Annotated in this window: 20 protein-coding genes, 2 tRNA genes and 1 pseudogene; 16 read left to right on the forward strand and 7 right to left on the reverse strand. The window is 33.5% G+C overall.

The genetic code is table 11. From position 1 onward, the window contains the following. Positions 1-41: 41 nt before the first annotated feature. A complete protein-coding gene (locus tag HMPREF0528_RS00005) occupies positions 42-1,415 on the reverse strand; it encodes an amino acid permease (protein WP_004893367.1) in 1,374 nt (457 codons plus the stop codon). Positions 1,416-1,728: 313 nt separating this feature from the next. Between HMPREF0528_RS00005 and adhE the strand changes: the two genes are divergently transcribed. Next, positions 1,729-4,338: a bifunctional acetaldehyde-CoA/alcohol dehydrogenase gene (gene adhE, locus HMPREF0528_RS00010; protein ID WP_004893369.1), complete on the forward strand. Its 2,610-nt coding sequence runs from the start codon at positions 1,729-1,731 to the stop codon at positions 4,336-4,338. A 192-nt stretch (positions 4,339-4,530) separates the two neighbouring features. On the opposite strand, the gene HMPREF0528_RS00015 is transcribed toward adhE, so the two are convergent. Next, the gene (locus tag HMPREF0528_RS00015; RefSeq protein ID WP_004893372.1) at positions 4,531-4,953 is read right to left on the reverse strand and encodes a hypothetical protein; all 423 of its coding nucleotides are present in this window, start codon (positions 4,951-4,953) and stop codon (positions 4,531-4,533) included. Positions 4,954-5,236: 283 nt separating this feature from the next. Here HMPREF0528_RS00015 and HMPREF0528_RS00020 point away from each other — a divergent pair, with 283 nt between their 5' ends. The 4 genes from HMPREF0528_RS00020 (at position 5,237) to HMPREF0528_RS00035 (ending at position 11,503) form a co-directional block, all read left to right on the forward strand. Further along, positions 5,237-5,944, forward strand: coding sequence for a carboxymuconolactone decarboxylase family protein (locus HMPREF0528_RS00020; protein WP_004893375.1), 708 nt, complete (start codon positions 5,237-5,239; stop codon positions 5,942-5,944). Between the two features lie 110 nt (positions 5,945-6,054). Next, positions 6,055-7,935, forward strand: a complete 1,881-nt coding sequence (locus HMPREF0528_RS00025; protein ID WP_004893376.1) for a TerB N- and C- terminal domain-containing protein — start codon at positions 6,055-6,057, stop codon at positions 7,933-7,935. Positions 7,936-7,938: 3 nt separating this feature from the next. Further along, a complete protein-coding gene (locus tag HMPREF0528_RS00030) occupies positions 7,939-9,273 on the forward strand; it encodes an ATP-binding protein (RefSeq protein WP_004893378.1) in 1,335 nt (444 codons plus the stop codon). Positions 9,274-9,280: 7 nt separating this feature from the next. Beyond that, positions 9,281-11,503 (forward strand): DEAD/DEAH box helicase, encoded by a 2,223-nt coding sequence (locus HMPREF0528_RS00035; RefSeq protein ID WP_004893382.1) that lies wholly within the window; start codon positions 9,281-9,283, stop codon positions 11,501-11,503. A 41-nt stretch (positions 11,504-11,544) separates the two neighbouring features. Here HMPREF0528_RS00035 and galE read toward each other — a convergent pair whose 3' ends face one another. Both galE and HMPREF0528_RS00045 read right to left on the reverse strand, forming a co-directional pair. Next, a complete protein-coding gene (galE, locus tag HMPREF0528_RS00040; RefSeq protein WP_004893395.1) occupies positions 11,545-12,537 on the reverse strand; it encodes a UDP-glucose 4-epimerase GalE in 993 nt (330 codons plus the stop codon). A gap of 200 nt (positions 12,538-12,737) precedes the next feature. Continuing rightward, positions 12,738-13,367, reverse strand: a complete 630-nt coding sequence (locus HMPREF0528_RS00045; RefSeq protein WP_004893399.1) for a TIGR02452 family protein — start codon at positions 13,365-13,367, stop codon at positions 12,738-12,740. Between the two features lie 122 nt (positions 13,368-13,489). Here HMPREF0528_RS00045 and HMPREF0528_RS00050 point away from each other — a divergent pair, with 122 nt between their 5' ends. The 4 genes from HMPREF0528_RS00050 (at position 13,490) to HMPREF0528_RS00065 (ending at position 16,605) form a co-directional block, all read left to right on the forward strand. Then, positions 13,490-14,821 (forward strand): FAD-dependent oxidoreductase, encoded by a 1,332-nt coding sequence (locus HMPREF0528_RS00050; protein ID WP_004893403.1) that lies wholly within the window; start codon positions 13,490-13,492, stop codon positions 14,819-14,821. Positions 14,822-14,902: 81 nt separating this feature from the next. Further along, positions 14,903-15,760, forward strand: coding sequence for an aldo/keto reductase (locus HMPREF0528_RS00055; RefSeq protein WP_034524996.1), 858 nt, complete (start codon positions 14,903-14,905; stop codon positions 15,758-15,760). 98 nt (positions 15,761-15,858) lie between these two features. Next, positions 15,859-15,931: transfer RNA gene (locus tag HMPREF0528_RS00060), tRNA-Thr, on the forward strand. A 152-nt stretch (positions 15,932-16,083) separates the two neighbouring features. After that, positions 16,084-16,605: a GNAT family N-acetyltransferase gene (locus HMPREF0528_RS00065; protein ID WP_034525174.1), complete on the forward strand. Its 522-nt coding sequence runs from the start codon at positions 16,084-16,086 to the stop codon at positions 16,603-16,605. Here the strand turns inward: HMPREF0528_RS00065 and psiE are convergent. Then, positions 16,600-17,004, reverse strand: coding sequence for a phosphate-starvation-inducible protein PsiE (gene psiE / locus HMPREF0528_RS00070; RefSeq protein ID WP_004893411.1), 405 nt, complete (start codon positions 17,002-17,004; stop codon positions 16,600-16,602). The two genes, HMPREF0528_RS00065 and psiE, sit on opposite strands and share 6 nt — an antisense overlap. A gap of 143 nt (positions 17,005-17,147) precedes the next feature. Between psiE and HMPREF0528_RS08900 the strand changes: the two are divergent. The 5 genes and pseudogenes from HMPREF0528_RS08900 to HMPREF0528_RS00095 all read left to right on the forward strand — a co-directional run bounded on the left by HMPREF0528_RS08900 (position 17,148) and on the right by HMPREF0528_RS00095 (position 20,772). Next, a pseudogene (locus tag HMPREF0528_RS08900) lies at positions 17,148-17,868 on the forward strand (putative ABC transporter permease). 222 nt (positions 17,869-18,090) lie between these two features. Next, on the forward strand, positions 18,091-18,867 hold the full coding sequence (gene apf, locus HMPREF0528_RS00080) for an aggregation-promoting factor (RefSeq protein WP_004893415.1): 777 nt from the start codon (positions 18,091-18,093) through the stop codon (positions 18,865-18,867). Positions 18,868-19,225: 358 nt separating this feature from the next. Further along, positions 19,226-20,128 (forward strand): aggregation-promoting factor, encoded by a 903-nt coding sequence (apf, locus tag HMPREF0528_RS00085; RefSeq protein WP_004893420.1) that lies wholly within the window; start codon positions 19,226-19,228, stop codon positions 20,126-20,128. Positions 20,129-20,316: 188 nt separating this feature from the next. After that, positions 20,317-20,388 (forward strand) — tRNA-Gln (locus HMPREF0528_RS00090). A 63-nt stretch (positions 20,389-20,451) separates the two neighbouring features. Next, entirely contained in the window at positions 20,452-20,772 is a 321-nt protein-coding gene (locus tag HMPREF0528_RS00095; protein WP_004893423.1) for a DUF898 family protein, read from the forward strand. Positions 20,773-20,833: 61 nt separating this feature from the next. Here the strand turns inward: HMPREF0528_RS00095 and HMPREF0528_RS00100 are convergent, their stop codons facing one another. Next, on the reverse strand, positions 20,834-21,820 hold the full coding sequence (locus HMPREF0528_RS00100; protein ID WP_004893426.1) for a Gfo/Idh/MocA family protein: 987 nt from the start codon (positions 21,818-21,820) through the stop codon (positions 20,834-20,836). 5 nt (positions 21,821-21,825) lie between these two features. Next, positions 21,826-22,491 (reverse strand): ribose-5-phosphate isomerase A, encoded by a 666-nt coding sequence (locus HMPREF0528_RS00105; RefSeq protein ID WP_004893427.1) that lies wholly within the window; start codon positions 22,489-22,491, stop codon positions 21,826-21,828. A 152-nt stretch (positions 22,492-22,643) separates the two neighbouring features. On the opposite strand from HMPREF0528_RS00105, the gene HMPREF0528_RS00110 reads away from it, so the two are divergent. Further along, a complete protein-coding gene (locus HMPREF0528_RS00110; protein WP_004893429.1) occupies positions 22,644-23,483 on the forward strand; it encodes a MurR/RpiR family transcriptional regulator in 840 nt (279 codons plus the stop codon). Positions 23,484-23,555: 72 nt separating this feature from the next. Next, the gene (locus HMPREF0528_RS00115; protein ID WP_004893431.1) at positions 23,556-24,464 is read left to right on the forward strand and encodes an L-lactate dehydrogenase; all 909 of its coding nucleotides are present in this window, start codon (positions 23,556-23,558) and stop codon (positions 24,462-24,464) included. Positions 24,465-24,514: the final 50 nt, after the last annotated feature.

Raw genomic sequence — 24,514 nt, forward strand, 5'->3', positions numbered from 1 at the left:
ATGAAAAAATCCTCTAGTTTTCTTAACTAGAGGATTTAATATTAATTACTTTTTTTCTGTATAAAGTGAGTTAGACATACTAAAACTGTAAAAATTATTCCTGCACTTATCATTGGAATTCGATAATTTGGAAATATTAGTAACACAATAATCATTGCTATAAAAAACATTAGTACTGCTATATCTGATATTGGATATAACGGCATTCTAAATGTTGGAAGTTCATTCTTTGGTGTCTTTTTACGGTAAGTCATATGAGTCACGATCATAATTGACCAAATTAATAAAAACATACTCGTTGCAGTGGCAGAAATAAAGGTAAAAGCATCCTTTAAAAAGAGATTTAAAAGAGGTGCTAATGCAATTAAAACTGTTGAGAATACTAAAGCATTTTTAGGTAATTGTCGATGATCCAACTTACCTAAATGCTTACTGATTTTGTTTTTACCATTGTAATTTATTGAAAATAATAAACGGCCCGCACTATAGATAAAGCTATTAGTTGATGAAATGGCTGCACTTATAACAACAAAGTTAATTATTGAACCTGCATTTTTTATTCCTGTTGCACCTAATGCTTGGACGAATGGTGAACTTGAAGTTGAAACCTTTGTCCAAGGAATTGCTAATAAGATACTTAGAATTGCAAGCACATAAAATAAAATAATTCGAACAGGCAGTTGGTCAATAGCACGTGTAATAGTTTTCTTTGGTTCTTTTGCTTCAGCAGCAGTTAAACCAATTAACTCAACGCCGATGAAACTAAAGATTACCATTTGAAAACCTAATAAAAAGCCTTTAGGACCTTTGGCGAAAATACCGCCATCAATCATCATGTTATTCCAGCTAACATGCCCATACTTTGTTGAAGAATTTGTAATTAATAGGTAGAAGACAAGAATAACAAATGCAATAATTGTTACAATTTTAATAATTGCAAAACTAAATTCTAAGTTTCCAAATACCCGTGCTGAAATTAGATTAATACCTAATAGTACTAATAAAGTAATTAATCCGGGAATCCAACTTTGCAGGTTGGGCCACCAATATTGAAAATAAATTCCTAGAGCAGTAATTTCTGCCATAGCGAGAGTCAACCAACTGAACCAATATAAATATCCTGTTGTTGTTCCAATACTTTTTCCTAAGTATTCTGAAATAAAATCAATATAGGTATTTTTCTTAATATCTGAAAGTATCAGTTCTCCGAGTGCTCTCATTAACAGAAAAAGAAAGAATCCAACTAGGCAATAGATAAAAATTACTGCAGGACCAGCTAGTTCAATACTATTTCCAACTCCTAGAAATAGTCCTGTTCCAATTGTTCCCCCTAATGCAATTAGTTGAATATGGGCGTTTGTCAAACTCCGTTTCATAGTTTTAACCTCAGATGATTCTGAGATATTTTTTGACATTAAAATATAAAACTCCTTTCATAGTTTATTAAAATTTTAACATAAAAATCTATGATAACTGATAAAACGTATAGTTTTTAAGATTTTTTATAAGATTATGAATAAAAAAAACACTTTATACTTTTGTGAAATATTTTTCAATATTATACAAAATGTAACCGATAACATTATTGAAAACAGTTATTTCTTACTTTTTATCATATTGTGAATTTGTAAAAAGATGCACAAAGTCATTTACAAGTGTTGGATATAAGGACTATACTGTCATTGTTCAAAAAAAATGCCTAGATTTCCGAGTAGGAGGCCCAATTAAATGGTGCAAGATAAAAAGGCGACAAAAGAAGAAAAAGCAATTGATGTAAATAAAATGATTGATGGCTATGTAGAAAAAGCCCATGTTGCTTTAGATGAGATGGCCAATTTTGATCAAGAACAAGTTGATAAAATTTGTGAAGCTATTGCAAGTGCTGGGGAACAGAATAGTTATTTACTTGCAAAAATGGCTGTTGAAGAAACTGGTCGTGGAGTAGTAGAAGATAAGACTATTAAAAATATGTTTGCCAGTGAAAATATTTGGAATAGTCTTCGTCATGAAAAAACTGTTGGCGTTATTGAAGAAGATAAAGAAAAACAATTAGTTAAAATTGCAGAACCTAAAGGCGTAATTGCTGGAGTAACTCCCGTTACTAACCCAACCTCAACTGTAATCTTTAAAGCTATGCTTGCTTTAAAAACTAGAAATGCTATTATTTTTGGTTTCCACCCACAAGCACAAAAGAGTTGTGTAAAAACTGGTGAAATTATTCGAGAAGCAGCAATTAAAGCTGGTGCTCCTAAAGATGCTATTCAATGGATCGAATATCCAAGTCTTGAAGCAACTAGTACTTTAATGAATCATCCAAATGTTCAAACTATTTTAGCTACTGGTGGTCCTGGAATGGTTAAGGCGGCTTATTCATCTGGTAAACCTGCAATCGGTGTTGGTCCAGGTAATGGTCCTTCATATATTGAAAAGACCGCCAATATTCCAGAATCCGTCTATGATATTGTCCTCTCTAAGACTTTTGATAATGGTATGATTTGTTCCTCCGAAAATTCTGTAGTAGTTGATGAGGATATCTATAACGAAGTAAAAGATGAATTTAAGTCTTGGAATTGTTATTTCTTAAGACCAGATGAAATTAAGAAGTTTGAAGAAAAATTCATTGATCCTAAGAGAGGAACTGTTGCTGGTCCAGTTGCTGGTCGTTCGGCTTATCAAATTGCAAAATTATGTGGAGTAGATGTACCAGAAGATACTAAGGTAATTATTGCCGAATACAAGGGTGTGGGTAAAAAGTATCCTTTATCTGCTGAAAAGCTTTCTCCTGTATTTACTATGTATAAAGCTAACGGTCATGAAGATGCCTATAAGATTTGTACCGACCTTCTAAATTATGGTGGGCGCGGTCATACTGCGGGGGTTCATTCTCAAGATGAAAAAGTAATTGATGAGTTTTCAATGAAAATGGATGCATGCCGTATTTTGGTTAACTCTCCAGCTTCAGTTGGTGGCGTTGGTGACTTGTACAACAATATGCTTCCTTCCCTTACTTTGGGGACCGGTTCATATGGTGCTAATACTTTTTCACATAATATTGGTGCTAGAGACTTGCTTAACATTAAGACAGTTGCAAAACGTCGTGATAATATGCAATGGATCAAGGTTCCAAAGAAGACATATTTTGAACATAATGCAGCAAATTATTTAAAGCATATGCCTGATGTTGAAAGATTTTTCATCGTGACTGATGAAGGTGTAGCAAGCAAATACATTAATAAAATTACTGATATCATTAGTCAACGTCGTGGTAAAAAGAGCTATGAAGTCTTTCAAGCAGTAACTAAGGATCCTGATACTGATATAATTGCTGACGGTGTTCACCGGATGAATATCTTTAAGCCGGATGTCGTGATTGCTATTGGTGGTGGATCTGTAATGGATGCTGCTAAGGTAATGCGATTATTCTATGAAAATCCAGATATGAGTTTTGAAGATGCTTATTCAAAATTTTTAGATATTAGAAAAAGAACGGTAAGATTTCCAAAATATAATGCTATCCAATTAGTATGTATTCCAACTACTTCAGGAACTGGTTCAGAAGTATCACCATTTTCAATTATTAAAGATGCAAAGACAGGAATTAAACACACTCTTTGTGATTATTCTTTAAATCCTGATGTTGCCATTGTTGACGATCAATTTGTAGAAACTATGCCAAAGGAATTGATTGCTCGCTCTGGTTTTGAAGCATTAGCTCATGCAGTAGAAAGTTATGTTTCGACTATGGCTACTGATTTTACTCGTGGCTGGTCGATGGAAGCTATTAAGTTGATTTTTGAAAACTTAGAAAAATCATATAATGGTGATCAAAATGCTAGAAGTAGAATGCATAATGCAGCTACTTTAGCTGGTATGGCATATGCAAATGCATTCTTAGGTGTAGGACATGCAATTGCTCATACAGAATCATCTGAGTTTGGTATTCCAAGTGGCTTAAGTGATGCTATTGCAATGCCATATGTGATTAGATTCAATTCTAAAAAGCCTAGAAAACTTGCTATGCGCCCACATTATTCAACTTTTAGAGCTGATAAAGATTATGCAGAAATTGCACGTAGTCTGGGATCAAAAGGAAATAGCGACCAAGAACTAATTGATGCTTTAATCAAGAAAGTTGTTGAATTAGGACATGCTGTTGGGATGAAGTTAAGCCTTAAAGCTAATGGAATTAGTGAAGCTGATTTTAATAATAAGGTAGAAAACATGGCTGTTGAAGCCTATGGCGACCAAAACGTTGTAACAAATCCTTCTGCGTTATTGATTAGTGAAATTAAGAATCTAATGAAAGAAACATACACTGGAAAGGGTATTGAAGCTTAATTTTTTCGTATTTCTCTTAAAATATTAATATGAATTCGCACGTAAAAGGGGAAGCAATATATTGCTTCCCCTTTTTTATTTTGATCAAAAACAAAAAGAATGATAATTCTTTACCAAAGAGGGTAAGGAATATATCATTCTTTTTCTGTATGTATGTAAATTAAACTATAAAACTATTACTATAAACTTAGACTAATTTAATTTGCCGACTTTCTTCAAGATGTCTTGAGCCTTTTCAAGATAGTGGTGTTCAGTTCTGAAAGCATCAATATCTCCACCGTTGAAGTAATTTAACTTAGCAAGTTTGTCATCTAATTCTGCGAAGTCCTTCTTCAAATCGTTGATAACAGGTTCTTCTTCTTCATAGACGTAGTGGTTTTCTGTTGAATCCTTAGGACCTTCGCTTTTGAATTCTTCGATCTTGTCTTCGTCTTTGTCGACTTTTCTTGCGTGCTTAAGAATTGACTTAATATCCTTAATTGTTTCATGTTGAGCGGTGCGATGTTTCTTATCATCAATACTATCTTCAATCTTTGTTAAGTGACCTTCTGCATCTGAAATCTTCTTAGTAATTCTGTCTAATGCTTTCATTTCTCTTTTTGCATAATCTGTCATAACAATATACCTCCTAAAATCATTCTATTAACTTAATCATCTTTACTATAGAATCTAATAGTTATAGATTAAAAAATGTTGTTTTATAAAATAAGCGTATAGGTTTGAAATAACTAATACTTTCATAAATATATATGGCTATACTTTGAATATTAATAACGAAAGTTACGATAATGTTATTTATGAATCTATGCTTTAATAGTATATTTCTACATGCATATAAAGTAGTTTTAAATAGAATTTTTAGCTTTTATAATAAGTTATAAGAAAGAAGAGTGAAATAATGCTTAGAGAAGATGCAAAAAATATCCATGAAAAAGTTTTAAAAGTAAATGATCCTGAAGCTTGGGAAAGAATTAGTCATTTTGCTTTTGAGGAAGTCCAAGATGACGTAGACCTACCAAATAAAACAAAATTATTATCTAACTTAGCTTATTTGTTAGGGATGCAAGGTTTAGAAGAATACAGCTTAATGCTTCCGGTTGCTCTAGATAATGGAGTAAGTCCAGTTGAAGCAAAAGAAGTAGTTTATCAAGCGGTTGATTATTTAGGATTAGGACGTGTAATGCCATTTTTTGAAGCAACAAATCAAGTTTTGCTCGATCATGGTGTTAAATTGCCATTACCTAGTCAAGCTACCACTACTATGAAAAATCGTCTTGAAAAAGGTGAAGAAACTCAAATTAGATTATTTGGACCACAAATGAAAGATTTTGCTAAAAAGGGTATTATCAATAAGTGGTTAGTGGATAATTGTTTTGGAGATTATTACACAAGAAAGGGCCTAGATGATAAAGAAAGAGAAATGATAACTTTCTGTTATTTGGCCGCTCAAGGAAGGTGTGAACCACAATTGTTGGCCCACGCCAAGGCTAATGTAGGTCTAGGAAATGATCAACAATTTTTAACCAAGGTTGTTTTAGCTAATGTTCCATTTATTGGCTATCCTCGTAGCTTAAATGCAATTAATGTTATTAATCAAGTAAAATAGTGAGTATTTAATGGCGCTGAAATCATTATGGTTTCAGCGTTTTTTGTTGTACCTTCATGGCTAGATAAATAAAAATATAGTAGAATATATGTTCGAAAGGAGCTAGACCCATGAATACCGATGAATTATTAAGTTATGCTATAAGACATTTTGGAAAAAATAGTATTAGTGAAGTTAATGACAATCCTAATTTGGTAGCTTTTAGTTCACCGATTACTAAAAATTGGTTTGCTCTTTTAAATTTAGATCCTAAAAATAAAAGTTTAAACATTAATTATGGAGATTTTGCAATAACAATTAAAGACTTACCCGGCTTTTCACCTTCATGCTTAATAAAAGAAGATAAGTGGGTTGAAGTTAGCTTAGGGTTAAGTAATCAAAAAATAAAAAAAGCATTGGAATATGCTTTTAAAATTGCTCTCATGTCCAATAAACGCCCTAATCCTGAAAAATTAATTTATATTCCTGATACTATTCAAAATGATGAAGAAAGTGTCTATCATGAGCAGAAATTAAACTTTAAAAACTGGAAAAGGTCATCTAATATACTTAGAAAAGAAACTAAATCTACGGAAGAGAAAATCAATTTAAATTTTGAAGATACTCAGTTTGTTCCTAAAGAAATAAAAAAGATGATTGAGTCCTATCAATATTCTTTACCTGGATCTATTCGTAGAGAACAAAATTTTTATTTACAGGGTAAATTAATGGGTTCCTACGAAGATCACTATGACGGAAAACAATCTTTCTTACGATATTATCCAACTTACCACGACTTAACAGTGGGGCAGGCACGGACGTATTTTACTTGGCGTACAAAAATTAGACAAAATATCTATGAAAAAATTTCAGATTCCTATGCTTACATTTATTTGTATGAATTATTAAACGGAATTGGAATTAAGAATCCAGAAGAAGGATTAGATAAGTTAATTACTTTTAATAAAAATTATGCTCAAAAATTTTCACCGGAGATGGGTGCTTATCTTGAAAGATGGATTCGCGATTATATTATTTTTTATAATATAAATAAAACAAATAATATTTTTTTTGTTAAAGAACAGACTAATGATAAAAAGTATGAACAATTGTTATACCCAGATCAATTTTCTAACCACGAAGTTGCAGAGAGCTTAATCAAGTTATCTAATTATAAGATTCGCAATTGCCCCTTGTATAAAAAGAGTATAGAAAAATTTGAATATCTTTTAGTTTTAATTTGGCACAAAATTTTAGATTTACGTAATGATGGATTTGATTTTTTTACTAGTTATATTGCCTATAAGAATCAGATGACAATTCAACTGTTTTCAGCTGCTGTGTTTAATCATCAGCTAGAGCCACAGACAACTAGCTATGAAATTGATCAAATTAGAAAATATTTTTATGATAAAGAAAAAAATACCTGGTACTGTGAGTCTTACTGGGGACTGACTGGTCAAAAAAGTATTATAGGTAATTTTTTGCATGAAGTAGATCGCGAAATAAGATTATGTTTTAATTTGGGACGAAATTTAAAACCTAGAAAAATAGAAAAGCATTATCTTGAGGCTATTAGGGATGGGATTAAAGAATATCAAATAGAGGAACAAAAATTAAAACAGCCTAAAATTGAATTTAATCTATCACAGTTATCTACAATTCGAGAGGATGCAGCGGGAACTCGAGACAGTTTATTAACTGAAGAAGAACTTCAAGCTGAGCAAGAAGAAAGGGAGCAAATTGAAGAAACTGTTGTAAACGATGAGCAGGAAGACTATGGGTTGAGCTCAGAAGAGATGGCCACCATAATTTTGCTTTTAAAGGGAAAAGACCTAAACAAATATCTTAAAGAGCATCATTTAATGGCTGCCGTTATAATTGATAACATAAATGAAAAACTTTTTGATGAATTTGGTGATAATGTCATTGAGTTTATAAATGATATACCTACAGTAATTGAAGATTACCAAGAAGATCTAGAAGATATGTTTTTGAAAGGAACAAACTAAAGTATGGCTATTAATAAAAATAGAAAAGTGCCTAAAAGAATAGCTCAAACTATTTTGAATTCTTTAAAAGGTGGGGTAGTACCTAGAATCGGATTACCATACATTACTGTTGGAAGAAAAGCCGAAGTTGAAGCTTTATTACATGATGTAGAGCTAATCAAAGACGGAGGAGCTTCTTTTAGATTTATAGTGGGTCGGTATGGCTCGGGGAAAAGTTTCTTACTTCAAACTATTAGAAATTATGTAATGGATAAAAATTTTGTTGTGGTTGATGGTGATTTATCGCCAGAAAGACGGCTGCAGGGTGGAAAAGGGCAAGGATTAGCAACTTATCGAGAACTAATTCAAAATCTTTCCACTAAAACTAGACCGGAAGGTGGAGCATTAACCTTAATTTTGGATCGCTGGATTAATTCGGTTCAAATGCAGGTTAGAACAGAGACAGGATTAAATGATGATACTCCCGCCTTTGAAGACGCAGTCAATAAGAAAATTTATGCAGTAATTTCTAATCTTTCTGAATTAGTGCACGGGTTTGATTTTGCAAAGTTGCTTGAAATGTACTATCAAGCCTATATCAATGATGATGAAGAAACAAAAGCCAAAGTTGTTAAGTGGTTTAGAGGTGAATATGCCAATAAAACACAGGCTAAGAAAGAATTAGGAGTCGATATTGTAATATCTGATGACGATTGGTATGAGTATTTAAAATTATTCGCATCATTTTTTAGACAAGCTGGATATGCGGGCTTGATGATTATGATTGATGAGTTAGTAAATATCTATAAAATCCCGAATAGTATTAGCCGCCAATATAACTATGAAAAGATATTAACAATGTACAACGATGCCTTACAAGGAAAGTCGAAGTATCTTGGAATTATTATGGGTGGAACCCCGCAGGCAATTGAAGATAAGAGACGCGGAGTATATTCATATGAAGCATTGCGCTCACGTCTTGCTAGTGGAAAATTTTCTGAAGCCGGCAATCGAGATATGTATGCACCTGTTATTAAGCTTGATCCTCTTACCCCAGAAGAAATGCTTGTTTTAACTGAAAAACTTGCAGAGATGCATGCTAATCTGTATGGATATGAAAAGTCAATTACAGAGGATGATTTACAAAAGTTCATAAAAATTGAATATTCACGTGTGGGAGCATCAACAAATATTACGCCACGTGAAATTATTCGTGATTTTATTGAATTATTAGACATTGTTTGGCAAAATCCAGAGACTGACATTGAAAAACTACTTAATTCGGATAAGTTTTCTTATGCCGAATCAGGGGCAGTTTCTAATGAAAAGTCTGATGATTTTGCTGAGTTTAGAATTTAAGTGAAAAATGGATATTTTTACACGTTTTGCTCCCTTTATTCAAGATTATATTTATGAACATGGATGGAAAAATCTCCGTTCAATTCAAGTTGGAGCAGCAGAAACTATTTTTAATAGTCGAGATAATATCTTGCTAGCTGCGTCGACTGCTTCTGGTAAGACGGAAGCTGCATTTTTTCCAATTTTAACTGATCTCTATGAAAATCCTCCTCAATCAGTGGGTGTACTGTACATTTCACCACTAAAAGCATTAATTAATGATCAATATGAACGTTTAAACGAACTTTGTCAGGATGTTGATATTCCTGTATGGCGTTGGCATGGCGAAGTGACCCAGACACAAAAGAGAAAATTACTTAAACATACCTCTGGTATTTTACAAATCACACCAGAATCTTTAGAGTCATTGATGATTAATAAACACATGGATATTCCCAACTTATTTCATGATCTGAGATATATTGTGATTGATGAATTACATTCCTTTTTAAGATCTGACCGTGGCGGACAAACTTTTTGTTTGATTGAGAGATTATCTAAAATAGCCGGTGTTGATCCTCGTCGTATTGGACTTTCTGCAACAATTGGTGATACAAAATCTGCTGCTGCATTTTTAGGTGCTGGTTCTAAACGTAAAACTAGGGCTCCTAAAGGAGAAGGAAGCGGGCAAGTTTGGCGGCTATCAATGGAACACTTTTATGATAATGGTCCACAGGCTGATAGTAATGATTTTGATCCCGCGCAACCAGTTTTAGATGAAAAAAGTGATCAAGCTCCCAATACAGCTGATCCATCAATGGCTTATATTTTTGAACATACACGCGGCAAAAAATGCTTAGTCTTTACTAATAGCCGTGAAGAATGTGAAGCAGTTTGTCAGATATTAAGACAATACTGTGAAGTAAAACATGAGCCAGATCGTTTTTTAATTCATCATGGTAATCTGTCTGCTGCTTATCGGCAAACTGCTGAGGCCGAAATGAAAGATGAGGACTCTTTGATGACTACTTGTGCTACTGCCACACTTGAATTAGGTATCGATATTGGAAAATTAGAGCGTGCTTTTCAGATTGATGCGCCATTTACTGTATCTGGCTTTTTACAAAGGATGGGAAGGACAGGACGTAGAGGTAATCCTTCGGAAATGTGGTTTGTAATGCGCGAATCGCATCCTGAGTCCCGTGCGATGCTTCCTGAGATTATTCCATGGTCTTTATTACAAGGAATTGCTTTGGTTCAACTGTATCTAGAAGAAAGATGGGTAGAACCTCCTGAACCAAATCGCTTACCATATAGTTTGCTCTACCATCAGACCATGTCTACTTTAGCTTCGAATGGTGAAATGACGCCTGCAGAGCTAGCGTCGCGAGTATTGACACTGCATTATTTTCGGAATGTTAGTCAAGATGATTATCTAGTATTACTTAGACATCTAATTAAAGAAGATCATATTCAGCAAACTGAAAATGGTGGTTTAATTGTAGGTCTAAGTGGTGAGCGCATAGTTAATAATTTTAAGTTTTATGCTGTTTTTCAAGAAAATGAAGAATATGCTGTTAAGTCAGAATCAGAAGAGCTAGGAACTATTGTTAAACCGCCACCTGTTGGGGATAAGATAGCGATAGCGGGTCGTGTTTGGGTAGTAGAGGATGTAGATCGCAAACGACATCAAGTCTATTGCCATCCTGTTAAAGGTCGTATTCCGGCATATTTTGGGGATGTTGCAGGAGATATTCAACCTGAGATTTTACAAAGAATGAATAAAATTTTAACCGAGAAAAAGCAATACCCCTATCTAATGAAACATGCTATTGCGCGTCTTAAAGAAGTGCGTGATACTGCTAAAACTTCGGGGATGCTAGAAAGTAATTTGATTAACTTAGGCGGAAAAATGTGGTGTCTCTTTCCTTGGACAGGGACATATGCATTTTTGGCTTTAGAAAGGTTAATTAAAATTAAGTGTGCTAAGCGAATTGGCTTGCGCGGCTTTAATTCTAGTCGTCCGTATTTTATGCAATTTGCAATGGATGTAAGTAAAGAAGAATTTTTGAAAATTTTAGTAGAAGAAGCTAATAAGGATTTTGACCCATTAGAGCTAGTGTATCCAAATGAGGTACCGGTATTTGATAAATATGATGAATATCTGCCCGATGAATTAGTGAGAAAAGAATTTGCTCATAGTATTTTGGATATTGAAGAAATGAGAAAATGCGTTAATCAATTGCAATAAAAAAATCCATTCAGTCGTGATGATTGAATGGATTTTTTGATTTATTTATCTTCGTAACCCTTTGGATGGCTCTTGTGCCAGTTCCAAGCAGTAGCAATTACGTCATCAACATCTTCATGTTTTGGCTTCCAGCCTAAAACTTTACGAGCTTTGCTTGAGTCAGCAACTAAAGAATCAGGGTCTCCGCCTCTTCTTGCACCAATAGTGTAAGGAATGTCGATACCAGTAACTTTCTTAGCAGCTTCAAGAATTTCTAAGTTAGAGTATCCTTGGGCAGTACCTAAGTTAAAGACATCAGATTTATTAGTGTCCATCACGTGCTTAAGAGCTAAGATATGTGCATCAATTAGGTCTTCAACTTGAACATAGTCACGGACGTTAGTACCATCTTTAGTGTTATAGTCATCCCCAAAAATAGTGAAGTTACCGTCGCCCGCAATAGCACTCTTTAAAATGTTAGGAATCAAGTGAGTTTCAGGTCCGTGATCTTCACCGATTGAACCATCACTTGAAGCACCAGCTACATTGAAGTAACGAAGGGCGATTGACTTAATGCCATTAGCCTTGTCAGCCCAGTGCATAATTTTTTCCATCATCATCTTAGTTTCACCATATGGGTTAATTGGATTTAATGGGGTGTCTTCAGTAATTGGTAATTTTTCAGGAATACCGTAAGTAGCAGCACTAGAAGAGAAGACTAAATATTTAACTTTAGCATCTTCCATAGCTTGAAGTAGTGAAATCATCCCAGAAACATTATTATCGTAGTATTTCAAAGGCTTCTTAACTGATTCACCAACTAATGAGTAAGCAGCAAAGTGCATTACTGCGTCAATATTTTCATCGCGTAAGATTTTGCTTACTAAATTAGTATCTTCAATGTCACCTTGATAGAATTTAGCTCTCTTGTCGACAGCTTTTCTGTGACCAGTGTAGAGAGAATCAAGGACAACAACATCGTTTCCTTCTTCAATTAATTTTCTAACAGCGTGAGAGCCAATGTAACCAGCTCCGCCGATAACTAATACTCGCATTAACGTGTTACTCCTTTTTAAATAAATAATAACCGAATCAAGTTAATTTTATCATACTAGATTATTTTGAAAATTCTGATTTAAAAATTTGTGCATTTTGAAATCCTAAATGATCTATTACTGCAAAGTGTATTTCTTTAATCGGTGAAGGAGTGCGCCATACATCATGCCATATTTTAGCAACCTCAATTCCACGAAAACTAAATGCGCCAGCTCCCCCAAGCCCCTAAAATTAATTTATCTACTCTTTCATATTCAGCGATGTTTTTTACAAATTCCATTTTTTTCTTTAGTACTATACAAGCTTTTTCATAAGAAATATTAGTATGTTTGGCGATAGTATAACAAGGAGCGGCACAAGTGATAACGTCTAGTGTATTAACAAAACTTCCGTCTAAATTTGTAAATACGATATTAGGAGTATAAAGAGCACGATGTTCATATAAGTTTTGATTGAGATTCATTTGATTCCAGCTATAGTATTGAGAAAATTTGGTTAGAACTTGATAAAGATCTGATTGATGACATAAAACTTCTTCTTGAGCTAGTGCTCCGTGTAAGTAGCCTCCTCCTGGGATGGTGTAATTTGCAAAATTGAGAATAGTTACTTTTAGATTAGAATCTTTTTCTTTTAGAGATATTCCTGCATGTGCTGAATCTATATTTTTAAAACTTAAAATAGGGTAATTATTTCCTGTATATTTCACTTCTGAGGCATTGGTAAATATTTTACTTTGTATAGCACTATGCTTTATTTCAGTCTTGTATTTTTTCCCTATTATTTTATTATGCTTTTTTGCCATTTTTATATGTTGTTCTACAATTCCCATTTTTTACCTATAAATAAAATGATTTTATATAAAAATTATAAGCATAAAAGATGCAAATTAATATTATATGTATAAAATAATAGTTAAAAGAACAAACTTATAAAAAGTAAGAGGAAAATAATATGGAAACAATTAAAAACATAATTATCGGCTTTGGAAAAGGTGGGAAAACCTTAGCTAAATTTTTAGCAAAAAAGGGAGAAGAAGTATTAGTAATTGAAAAATCTAATAAGATGTATGGAGGTACTTGTATTAATATCGCCTGCCTACCTTCAAAAAGATTAATTATTGAAGCCGCAAATGGCGTTTCTTATGTGGATGCGGTAAACGGTAAAAATGAAATGACTGCACAATTGCGGGAGAAAAACTATCATATGCTTGCAGACGAAAAGACTGTAACTGTATTAGATGGAGAAGCGCATTTTATTGCTGATCATGAAATTGAAGTAGAACTTCCGAATGGTAAAAAAGCTCAGTATAAAGGAGACCGTATTTTCATTAATACTGGTGCAGTTCCAGTGATGTTACCAATCCCTGGCTTAAAAGAAAGCAAGTATATCCTTGATTCAACTCAAGCCATGGATGAAAAGAAGATGCCAAAGAATTTAACAATTATTGGAGCGGGATATATTGGGTTGGAATTTGCTAGCATGTTCGCAAAATATGGTAGTAAAGTTACAGTGCTTGATCATAATAAGGAATTTTTAGCCCGTGAAGATGAGGATATTAGTAATGTGGTAAGAAAAGATATGGAAGACGCTGGTATTAAGTTTGAACTTGGCGCTGATATTGAAAAGATTACTGATGAAACCACTGATGCAACAGTTACTTATCAAGTAAATGGAAAAAGAAAAACGATTAATGCAGACCGAATTTTGGTAGCAACTGGTCGTAAACCAAATACTGAAAACTTAGGTTTAGAAAATACTGCGATTGAAACAACTGATCGTGGCGCTATAAAAGTAGATGATTTTCTAAGAACTACTGTGGACAATGTGTGGGCAATTGGGGATGTTAAAGGTGGTCTTCAATTTACCTATATTTCTTTAGATGATTTTAGAATTATTAAAGATCAACTGTTTGGTACGGGTGCTCGCATGGTTAGTGACCGAAAGGTAGTTCCTTATAGTGTATTTATTTCACCCGCCTTGTCTCAAGTTGGTTTAAATGAGAAGCAAGCAAATAAATTAGGAAAAGAATACAAGTTATTTAAGTTGCCAGTTACAGCAATTCCTAAAGCAAAAGTTGCAAAAGATAATAGAGGTTTATTTAAGGCACTCGTTGACCCAGAAACCGAAAAAATTCTAGGGGCTACACTTTATGGAATTGAGTCATATGAATTGATTAACATGATTTCTTTAGCGATGAAGGCTCATTTATCCTATACGGTTCTAAGAGATCAGATTTATACTCATCCGACAATGTCTGAAGCTTTTAATGACTTATTTAAATAAATTAATTGTAAAAAGCTAAATTTCATGAAAAAAGCATAAATTACTTTTATAATGTAAGTAATTAAAGAAATGAGGAAAAATATGAAATTTAATTCAGTTGAAGATACATACACATTGAATAATGGTGTCAAAATTCCGATTATTGGTTTTGGTACTTGGCAAACTCCAGACGGTGATGTGGCAAAACACGCAGTTGAAGCAGCATTGAATAGCGGCTACAGACATATTGATACTGCTGCAGCTTATGGAAATGAAGAAAGTGTAGGAGAAGGAATTAAGAATAGTGGCATTAACCGCCATGATTTATTTATTACTACTAAACTTTGGAATGCAGATCATGGTTATAAAGAGGCAAAAGCTGCAATTGATAAAAGTTTGCAAAATTTAGGGACAGATTATTTAGATTTATATTTAATTCACTGGCCTAATCCACTGGCTCTTCGAGATCACTGGGCTGAAGCAAATACAGAAAGCTGGAGAGCTATGGAAGAAGCGGTTAAGGCCGGTAAGATTAGAGCTATTGGAGTTTCTAATTTTAGAAAGCATCACCTAGAGGAATTGCTTAAAACTGCAGAAATAAAACCAGTCGTTAACCAAATTATGCTTAATCCAAGTGATTTACAATCAGATGTAGTGAAAGCAAATGAAGAGTTAGGATTATTAAGTGAAGCATACAGTCCATTAGGCACGGGTGGTTTATTAGGAAATGAAGTTGTTAACGAAATAGCTAATGAAGTTGGAAAGTCACCGGCTCAAGTTTTAATTCGTTGGTCGCTAGAACACGGATTTTTACCTTTACCTAAATCTGTTCACGATAAATACATTGCAGCCAATATTGATGTATTTGATTTTGAATTAAATGATGAGCAGATGAGCAAATTAGATAGTTTACATGGAGTTAGCGGCTTAGCTACTGATCCAGATACAGCTAACTTTTAATTAAAAGTCGAAGTAGTGGTACTTCGACTTTTTTATTTGTAAAATTTTACTGATGCTTTACAGGGGAAGAAAATCTTTGTTATAATTCTAGTGTTAATGCTGAATTAGCTCAGTTGGTAGAGCGCTTCCCTCGTAAAGAAGAGGTCGCCAGTTCGATCCTGGCATTCAGCACTCAGGGTATTAACTAAGAGTCTTTCAAATAAAGTTTTAGAAAACTTTATTTTGCAGGCTTTTTTTTACATTAACATTCAATATAACCTAAAAAGCAGGGCCTGGGCTCTGCTTTTTAGGTATACTAGTAGAAAAATGAAATGAGTGAGATTATGACTTTAATTTATACACGCTATGCTACTAACGCCGATTTATCAAATATCATGGGTATTATTAATGAAGCAAAAGATTTTCTAAAGCAAAGCGGAAGTAGTCAATGGCAAGGAACCTATCCGGACGAAGATACAATTTTAACTGATATCAAAAATAAAAGTGCCTTGGTTTTAATAGTAGATGATAAGGTGGCTGGTTATGCGGCAAGTGTTGTTGGGATAGAGCCGACTTATCAGAAAATAAATGGGGAGTGGAAAAATACTAACGATGATTATGCTACTTTTCATCGTTTAGCTATTAGCAGTAAGTATCGCGGGATGCACTTAGCTAATTTTATGTTTTCAGATTTGATTTCAATTATGGTAAATCAAGGAATTAAAAATTTTAGAATTGATACATCACGTAAAAATCAAATTATGCAACATTTAGCTTTAAAAAATAATTTTATTGAACGTGGGATTATTATGGTTGATGAAGATCCAGAGGATCCTAGTCGTTTAGCCTATGAATTAAATCTATAATTTGATATGTTTGTTCAAAATTACTACTCCAATAATTAGTAATAATATTGCTACTGCATGAATTAAAATTTGCATTGGTTCACCATGCGCAGTAATTAAATTTCTTAAAAGGGCTGTAATTCCTAGACTCATTAAAAAGTTTAAGCTTGTATGACCCATATGCTTTAAGGCTGCCACAATCATAGCCGAAAATTCAAAGAATAAGAAGAAAGTGACTATTTCATCTAACACTTTCGTAGGTATGTTAATTAAATTATTGCTAATCATAATACGACCTATTGCAAATAATTGACTAAACATCAGGATCAGCATTAAAGCCCCTAAAATTCCTAAAGCAATTATAGTAAAAAAGCGTAGAATATTAGCATATTTACTAGCTGTTTTATTAAATTTTTTCATTATATATGTACCTTTCAATTGCAGATAAGAATATTTTTACGCTTTTTAGTTAATTTTTCCAGAGGTGCTGTACGCTTTAATTTCATTAAAGAATGATATCTTTAATATAGAAGAGTCTAAAAATTACTTATGAGGTATTAAAAATGCCGTTTACCTTTTCTGAAATTATTGTTTTATTTTTTACATATTCTGTAATTGGTTGGATATGGGAAACAATCTATTGTTCGATTAAGGATCATCATTATGATTATCGGGGATTTTTGTTTGGGTCTTATTGTCCCGTATATGGCTTTGCAGTAACAACGATTTTAATCTGTACCCATCGCATTCAAAATAATCTTTTCCTATTATATATAGTTGGTGTAATAGTAGTGACAATTTTTGAGTATTTCGCTAGTGTATTTTTACAATATGTTTTCCATATGAAGTTATGGGACTATTCACATTTATGGGACAATGTCCAAGGTAGGATTGCACCAATTATTTCTTTATTTTTGGGGGATAGGGGTAGTCTTTCTTGTAAAAGTTATTCAGCCATTTGTTCAAAAGTTAATTACTTGGGAAGAAATAAAAACGCATGGCTATCTTGCTTTAATAATAGTAATTGTGATGGGAACAGACTTTATTCCTACTATCTTTAGTGTAGAGAAACTACATATGAGTACTAAAATTTGGAATGAGCGCTTAAACACTCGCATGAAATTAGATGAAGGTAAATTAAACCAGGCCTTTGATAAATTAATGGAAACATTATCCTGGAATCAGAAGCGATTCCTTACGAGTTTCCCGCAGTTAAAGTTTACTGATACAAAGAAATTTAACCAATTTAAGAATAGATGGATAAAGAAAAGAAGAGAGAGTTAAGAAAAATGACTCTCTCTTCTTTGTTTTGCTACAGAAAGATTACATCGTTACATTATTGTAACTTAAGGCGCAAATATTACCGGAATGTAACAAGATGAAATATATCCTTAATTTTCTAGGAACTATTCTGCAATATTGGCCATGTATTATATAAGCTGTAAATAGAAGTGACGAAATAATGATTCAAATCAAATTTATCAAGGAGAGAATTTAATTTTGGATATGCTTAATAAAAATTTGAAATCTACTTTAACTAAAACTGCTGCAGCTGCTGCCCTTACTTTAGCAGGTGCTGCAATTGTAAATAACACTCAAAACACTGTAAAGGCTGCAGAAGTTACTGTTGGTCAACAAGAAAAAGTTGTTACAATTAACTACCTTCCACACAAAAGCATTGCTGTTTGGAATTCATACGGTCCTGATAAGCAAATGACTGGTCAATACTTACCACATGCAACTGCTTGGAAAGTTATCAGAGCTGCATATGACGATGCTGGTAACAAGTGGTACGATCTTGGTGCAAACCAATGGGTAATGGCTAAGTACACTCGCTTAGGAAAAGATACTGTTGATCCTAATGTTGCTTCAGAATTGTTTACTTCACAAGCAAGTTCATACAATACTGCTGCACAAACTCAAACTACTCAAGGTTCATACTCAGCACCTAAGACTTCTGTAGGTACTTACTCTTCAGTACAAAGTACACAACAAACTCAACCAGTACAACAAGCACAACCTGCACAATCTCAATCAAGTTACACTTCAAATGTATCTAGTTCTGAAGCAGCAGCTAAAGCTTGGATTGCAGGTCGTGAATCCGGTGGTTCATACTCAGCAAGAAATGGTCAATACATTGGTAAGTACCAATTATCAGCATCATACCTTGGTGGAGATTACTCAGCAGCAAACCAAGAACGTGTAGCAGATAACTACGTAAAATCACGTTACGGTTCATGGTCTAACGCTCAAAGTTTCTGGCAAGCAAATGGCTGGTACTAAAAGTTAGTGAATATATAAAGAGATATCAGTTATGATATCTCTTTTTTTGTATTCGTAGTCCGAGAACGGAAAATACACAATTCATTTTTGTGACATTCTCGTCTTATTTATCACTTAGCATCTAATAAATCATTAAGGGGGCAGTAAGACAGAAGAGGGCTAATTCATAAGGCATAGTAGTTTTATATAGGAATATTACAAGAAAACGTGTTCAAGTTACAAATATTACATAAACTGTAACATAAGGCACTTTTATTTAATAATGTGGTAGCATTCATGTCATGGTTTTGACATTTTGAGGCTGTATTATGTAACTTGTAAATTAAATGACCGATAAATATGAAAGGAAGAATTTCTCTTGAAATTTCAATCTATCTTAACTAAGTCACTTGCAGCAGCTGCTCTTACCGCAACTGGTTTGGTAGCTTTAAATTCACAAAATACTAATGACGCACAAGCTGCTACTATTGTTCAAAATGATACTAATGTTGTAACTATTAACAATGCAAACTCTACTGTTGCCGTTTGGGATGGCATTGAAAATGCCAACTTTACTGGTAAAGAATTAGTACATGGTACTACTTGGAAAGTTGTAAGAACTGCTTACGATGTTATGGGTAACAAGTGGTATGATCTTGGTGCAAACCAATGGATCATGGCTAAGTACACTGTAGAAGGTGGAAATGCTGCTAGTGCCCAAGTTGCTACTCCAGTAGCTCCTCAAGCACAAGCTCCTGTACAACAACAAACTACTGTACAAGCTCCAGTACAAAAGCAAGAAACTACTCAAGTACAACAAGCAAAACCAGCTACTCCTGCAGCTTCACAACAAGCTTCTGCACAACAAACTACTCAAGTACAAGCTCCAGCACAAAAGCAACAAACTGTTGTACAAGCTCCTAAGACTAACTACAACTACAATGTACAACGTACTTACTCAGCTCCTGTACAACAACAAAGAACTTACAGCTATGCTCCAGCACAAAAGCAAACTGCTCAAACTCAAGCAACTACTAGCTACACTTCAAACACATCTGGTTCTGAAGCAGCAGCTAAAGCTTGGATTGCAGGCCGTGAATCCGGTGGTTCATACTCAGCAAGAAATGGTCAATACATTGGTAAGTATCAATTATCAGCATCATACCTTGGTGGAGACTACTCAGCAGAAAACCAAGAACGTGTAGCAGATAACTACGTAAAATCACGTTACGGTTCATGGACTGGTGCTCAAAAGTTCTGGCAAACTAACGGCTGGTACTAAAATATCAACTGAATAATACTTAAAAAGATCGCCAAAAGGCGATCTTTTTTATGCTCCTAATTAATTTTAAAAATAATAAATATTTTTTAGGAGATTTTGTTGACAGAGGTTCGTATTTATAATATGATATTAATCGTTGAGTGATTAAGTTCATTCAAATAGAGCCAACAAGTAAAAGGCTTGAAGGATGGGTTATAGCCAAGTGGTAAGGCAATGGTTTTTGGTACCATCATGCGCTGGTTCGAATCCAGCTAACCCAATAGATTTGCCAGGTTTTACCTGGCTTTTTTTTTGTACATAAATTTGGATTGGAAGAGATCATAATGGAAACAAAACATGGACGTAATTCTTTTTTTGATGGGGGCTTAATTTCTTTTATTGGTTGGCATATCTTAGGAACACTTATTACTGTTTGTACATTGGGGATTTGCTATCCTTGGGCTGTGTGTATGATTTATGGTTGGGAAATTAACCATACTGTAATTGAAGGACATAGGATGAAATTTACTGGAAGTGCCTTTGGATTATTTGGGAATTGGATTAAGTGGCTACTTTTAACCATTATTACAGTCGGCATTTATGGCTTTTGGGTAGGAATAAAAATTCGCGATTGGAAGGCAAAAAATACAATTTTTGTTAACTAATAGAAAAGACTAGAGATGATATAAAAAATGCACCATCTCTAGTCTTTTAATTTACAAAAAATTATTTTTCATCAAATGGATATTTCATTCCCCACGAAGTACGAACACTCGTTAAGATATGTGCTACATCTCTTGAAATACTTAATTCACCATCATCATGGCCTTGTTCGATATAACGCTCCATGTCTTGTATTTCATATTCAAGTGCTTCAGAAGTTTTACCAGCTTTTATTGTTTCATGACTTTCTTCATGAGTACTTGCAGTGTAAGTAATCTGAGCTTCAGTTGCTCGAGGATAATTAGATATTTCTATATAGCCTTTAGTTCCAGAAATCACACCTCGTTTAGGCTGTTTTGCTCGCATTGAAAGAGCCATAACCGCCATTTCGGCATGAGTATTTTTTAGAATAATTCCTGATTGTTCATCAACACCCGTTTCAAAAAATTTTACTGTTGTTAAAATGCTTTCTGGTTGTTTTGATAAAAACATTCTTGCAAAAGCAGTAGCGTAGCCACCAATATCTAGAAGAGCTCCGCCGGCTAAAGCTTTATTAAAAAATCTATTGCTTGGATCATAGTCTTTAAGACTACCAAAGTTTACTTGGACTAGCTTAATTTTGCCTAATTTACCTTTATCAACTAGATTCCTAATTTTTTGGTAAATAGGCATGTGGTAAAGTGTAAATCCCTCTGATAGGATCAAATTCTTTTCCCTAGCAAGTTTTTCTACTTCATCAAATTGATCTGCATTCACTGTAATGGCTTTTTCACAGAGAACGTGTTTATCAGCATTTAAAGCTTTTTTGATGTAGTCATAGTGAAATGTATGTGGAGTAGCAATATAAATAATTTGGATATTTGGATTATTAATCATTTCGTCAGGATTAGTAAAGGTATGTTTGACCCTTTTTTCAGCAGCAAATTTTTTTAATTCATCTTCATTTGGATTAGCTGCTGCGTATACTTCACCTTTGCTAGCTTGCAATGCATCTGCCATTTCATGCGCAATCCATCCTGTACCAATAATACCCCAATTATATTTTTTCATAATTATTATCCTTTCTTTATTTCAACTGCTTTATTTTTAGTTTCGGTTATAATGCTGGTAACAATTCCTTCAAAATATGAACTACTTACAACCCCATTTTGTTTTAGGAGAAAACTGTTCAGCTTTTTTATATTATTCCAAGAAGTGTGAGGATAAATATCAATTAAAATATTACCCAATGGTGATCGCGCAAAGGATGCTACTGCTTTACCCAGACGAATTTTATAGTCGTATTCTTCAGGAATAGAGTTTATTACATTTTCAAGACAAGCGGGGACTACCTCAAGACAGAGGGGAATAGTAGGGGATAGTTCATCTCTAAATCGTTCTGCTGGAAGCAATAAGATGTATTCTTCCGTATTTTCAGCGGCTAGCTTTTCAAAAAGATGGATACCACCACCGCTCTTTAGAGCATTGAAATTTTTATCAATGCTATCACATCCATCAAAGGCTAGGTCTAAGTGAGGTGAGTTTTCACTAAAAGGTAGTACCTTTAATCCAAATTGCTTACATTTAGCTTGAGTTATTTCAGAGGAAGAATAGAGTGTTAGATTAGAAATGTGTGCTTGACATAGATCTTTTGCGAGATTCAGCACATTGCTTCCACCACCCAAACTAATACTCATATTGGGTTTAATCTTACTAAGTGCTTTTTGACTAATTAGTGACATTTTAGTTCTCCGTAAATTATTTTTATAAATATAATTTTGTGAAAATTATTTACACATTTAATAATACTTTTAAAAATTATTTTCGTCAAATGCAAAAATATGAAAATTATTTTATAGGCATGATATAATTTTTATGAAATGAGGGGAAATTTTTGGAAAATATTATTGATAAAATTTATGTGCAAATGAATAAAATGTCCGCTTCTGATCAAAAAATTGGAAGAGCAATTCTTGAAAACCCGGTTGAAGTTATAAATATTACAATTTCTCAATTAGCTAAAAAAGCAAAAGTAAGTGATGCATCTATAACAAGATTTTGCCGGAATTTATCTTTATCAGGATTTCATGAATTGAAAATTTTACTTGCACAAAGTATGGGGCAAAAGGAGAGTGAATCCTTAAGAGAACTACCTAAGGATGATATACAAGCTGCTCTAGCCCAAATTGAAAAAAATAAAATTAATGAAATTCAATCTACTTTAGGTCATATTCCAACCGATCAATTAGAGCAGATTCTTTCTCTAATTGAAAAAAGTAGAATTGTTCAAATCAGTGCTGAAGGCGATACCTATCCTGTAGCTGCAGATGCAGTTTATAAATTTAATCAAATTGGTATTTTATCGTTTGCTTCTGGTGGAAATGTTGAAACAGCTGATGCACAAACGATGAATTTAAACAATAAGGATTGTTTAATTGTAATTTCAAATTCTGGAGAATCGGCAGCTCTAATAAAAGAAATTGAGTTGGCTAAAAAGAATAAACTTAAAATTATCGGTATTACTAATAATCCAGATTCTCCGATTGCGTTAAATAGTGATTATCATTTAAGAACAGGAGTAAGACAAACGGTTTTACAAAATCAATATTACTTCTCTCGTGTAGCAGCTTTTACAATTATTGAAGCCTTATTTTTGTTGCTTATTAAAAGAGACGAGAAGCGAATTGAAAAGATTAAGCAACATGAAAAAATAGTTTCTAGTCAAAAGATATAAAATGAATTTAAAACTTAGGACAAATGGATTATCCTTAAGGTGTAAGAATTTTTATAGAAAGTAGGAATTACAATGAGAAATGTAGCCGTAATTGGTATGGGACATGTTGGTGCGACAGTCGCTTTTACTTTATTTACTCATGGGATTGTTGATAATTTATACTTATTAGATAAAAATCAAGCTAAAGCAGAGGCGGAATATAATGATTTACGTGATACTTTAGCTAGAAATGATTATCATGTTAATGTGTTTCTAGGTGATTATAGCGATTTAAAGGATGTTGATATTATTGTAACTTCCTTTGGTAATATTGCTGCGACAGTTAAAACTGGAGATAGATTTGGTGAATTTGAAATTAATTCTAAGAATGCTAAGGAAGTAGGAGCTAAAATTAAAGAATCTGGCTTCAAGGGTATCCTAATTAATATTTCAAATCCATGTGATGCAATTTCGACTATTTTACAAGAAACTACTGGTTTATCTAAAAAACAAGTCTTCGGAACTGGAACTTTCCTAGATACTGCTAGAATGCAAAGAATTGTTGGGGAAGCACTTAATGAAGATCCAAGAAATGTAGCAGGATTTGTTTTAGGTGAACATGGAGCATCTCAATTCACTGCTTGGTCAACTGTCTCAGTTAATGGCAAGTCGGCTAAAGAACTGTTCACAAAAGAACAAGAGGAAAAATTAAGTGCACAACCTAATAAAAATTCGATGAAAGTAGCATTTGGAAAAGGATATACCTCATATGCAATTGCAACTTGTGCTGTTCGCTTAATTCAAGCTGTATTTAGTGATGCCAGATTATTTGCACCAACTTCTGTATATTTAGATGAAGTACAAACATATATTGGATATCCAGCAATTATTGGAAAAGATGGGGTAGAAAAAGTTATTCCGTTAGAGTTAACTTCTGAAGAAGATGAAAAGCTAAGGGAATCAGCTGATATCATTAAGAAGCATATTGCTCAATTAAAGTAGTTAATACTAAAATAAAAAAATTAGATTTTTTTCTAATTTTTACTTGCTTT

The organism is Lactobacillus johnsonii ATCC 33200 (assembly GCF_000159355.1).
Lineage (GTDB): Bacteria > Bacillota > Bacilli > Lactobacillales > Lactobacillaceae > Lactobacillus > Lactobacillus johnsonii.